The 2,722-nt window shown below is 56.5% G+C and carries 1 protein-coding gene and 1 pseudogene; both read left to right on the forward strand.

Annotated features, from left to right (window positions below; translation table 11 throughout):
- A pseudogene (locus C448_RS16690) lies at window positions 1-208 on the forward strand (hypothetical protein); the annotation flags it as partial.
- On the forward strand, window positions 208-1,410 hold the full coding sequence (locus C448_RS05575; protein ID WP_004052561.1) for an IS4 family transposase: 1,203 nt from the start codon (window positions 208-210) through the stop codon (window positions 1,408-1,410). The pseudogene C448_RS16690 and the gene C448_RS05575, both read left to right, overlap by 1 nt.
- The last annotated feature ends 1,312 nt before the right edge of the window (window positions 1,411-2,722 follow it).

The following is a 2,722-nucleotide window of genomic DNA, read 5'->3' on the forward strand; positions in this document are numbered from 1 at the left end:
GCGGTATCGGTGTCGCATCTGTGGCGGGACGTTCTCGCCGAGTCTGTCCTACATCGAGGACGAACACCAGTATCCCGATGAGGTCAGACGGCTGGTACGCGTTGTGAACGCGTTCACCAACGTGTCCCTTGAGCGGCTTCAGGGCATCTGTACCGCTGTCCCGTTTCGACTATTTAAAGCCGGCGTGAGTCCATCACGTCCGGACTGATGGCAAGCACGATTGAATCCCAGACGAGGCGGTCACCGAAGCCAACGGTCTCTGATGAATCTCACCGATCACCGACCACTGCGAGCGAATTCTACTCGCTGCTCGACGCAGTCGACAGCGAGTTCATTGCTGAACAGTTCGATATCGGCGTCTACAACGAGAAACACGATTTCGACAACCATCTCAGGATCGGTGCTTTCGAGGGAATCAACCCATCTGATTCGCTGGCTGAACTCGCCGAGAAAACCGATACTCACGATCAGATGGCATACATGGCCGCCTCAACTTTCTCGCGGTGGACGAACGACCGCGACTACCGCGCGGTCGTTCACGTGCTGTTCGAACTCCTTCATACTCCGCAGCTGTATCACCAGCGTGGCGTTCAACGCAAGCGTCTGGAGCGGATTGACCGTGCCATCGTCGCAACCGACGCAACCAATCTCACGCTCACCAGATCGGTTGCTATTCCGAGCGAAATCCACGACAGCGAAGTTCTGCATGAAATTCAGCCAGCTGACGGTGGACTCAAACTCAATCTGGCCGCACGCGTCGACGGCGAGTACAAACATCCGCTCGGTGTGACCGTCACAGCGGGTGACACGCGTGAACCGACACAGTTCGATCACCTCCAGAGCGATGTCAAGGTCTTCGCAGACCTCGACTCGCCGATTCGGGTCTTTGACCGTGGTTACCTCGATTACGACCGTTTCTGTACGATGAAGCGACGTGACGAAGATTTCGTCACGTTGCTTCGATCAGACGCCCGACTCGACGTCTTGGAGCGCGTCCAAGACGTCGAGGTCACCGATGAAGTAGGGACACGAAGCGTGTCTGATCAGCGGATCGAACTTGCTGAGACTGGTGAAGAATTTCGTCGAATCGTGGTTGGAGACGCTGAGGGCGAAGAAATCCAGTATCTGACGACGTTGTCTCCAGCAGAGTATGATCCGGTGGACGTGGTGCGCATCTACACGCTGCGGACCCTGATCGAGATTCTGTTCCGTGAGCTGAAACAGTACACCAACGTCGAGAATTTCCACTCACAATCGCTGAACGGCGTGTTGTTCGAGTTATTCTGTACGCTGATCGGGTACGTGCTGATGGAGTGGTTCCGGCGCTGCCACCCGCTGCGGGGTGGCGTGCCGGAAGCGATCCGGAAGCTCCGGACACGCTGGAATCAGTCGCTGCCCTCGTACGGCTGAGTCCGGTTTTGGGACGAGATCGCCGCCGCCATGAGCGGCGGCTCTCCCGAATCTGATTCACTAATTCGATTAGCAGGTGAAATTCCGGGGTCAAGCTGAGTGAAGCACCTCGGTTTGTCGATCAGATCGTACTGGCTAATTCATACCGCCTGTTCTTGTCGTCTTCCGCACCTTGCTCGCTCGGTATCCTTATCAACTCGAAACGGGACAGCTGTACCGTTCATTTTGGCGTTCGACCATCTGACGAGCAGATTCGCAACTGGATCACCGAAGATACAGGGGAGATCGTCCGCAACGATCTCCCCACGTATTCGGGCATCTGCACGTATGACGAGCAGTATCTCCGCATCGATGGAAAGCGGGCATACCGNATCCCGATGAGGTCAGACAGCTGGTACGCGTTGTGAACGCGTTCACCAACGTGTCCCTTGGGCGACTTCAGGACATCTGTACCGTTCATTTTGGCGTTCGACCATCCGACGAGCAGATTCGCAACTGGATCACCGAAGATACAGGGGAGATCGTCCGCAACGATCTCCCCACGTATTCGGGCATCTGCACGTATGANCACGTATGACGAGCAGTATCTCCGCATCGATGGAAAGCGGGCATACCGGTTATTGCTCTACGATGATCTTATGGGAGCACCCGTCGCCGAACAAGTCGTCGACGGGTGCGAGAAGGCCACTGTCCGCGAATTTCTCACCACTGCCCTCGAAAACAAGCCCGTATTCGTCGTGACCACGGATGGCCGCTCGGATTATGCCGAGATCGTGGAAGACGATCTCGGCGCGTTTCACCACCGGTGTCACTACCATTTCCTGAAAAACGGCGAGAAGAAGCTCCGGAACGAGGTGTTCCAGAGCGTTCGCTACTCGAACGCGAAGAAGCTTCACGCCGCGATCGTCTGGAGTGAGTTCAAGAGCGTGTTCGCGGCTCCGTCGTATCCAGCGGCTTTCCGGCGGTTTGAGGCGGTGCTCGATAAAATCGAGCACCTGCCGCCAGCGGTCCGGACCTATGTCGAGGAGGTGATGGAGAACTTCGACAAATTCGCCATCCATCTTCGAGNCGCCGAACGCTACTTCAGCCACACGAAATCGACGCAGGTAAAGCGTCGATTTCGGACGCATGAGGGCGTCCAGTCGTTCCTCAAGACCCAGATGACCGTGCGGACGGTCAAACACGGCTACATCTCGCAAGAGGAATCGCTCGCGCGGATGCGCGAGCTCTTCCCGGAGATTGAGATGGAAGCAGTGATCCCGCTCTTCACCGAGACAAAGAAGCGGTATCTGTGGAGCCGCGATCTTGAGGC

Origin of the sequence: Halococcus morrhuae DSM 1307 (assembly GCF_000336695.1) — an archaeon.
GTDB classification, from domain to species: Archaea; Halobacteriota; Halobacteria; order Halobacteriales; family Halococcaceae; genus Halococcus; species Halococcus morrhuae.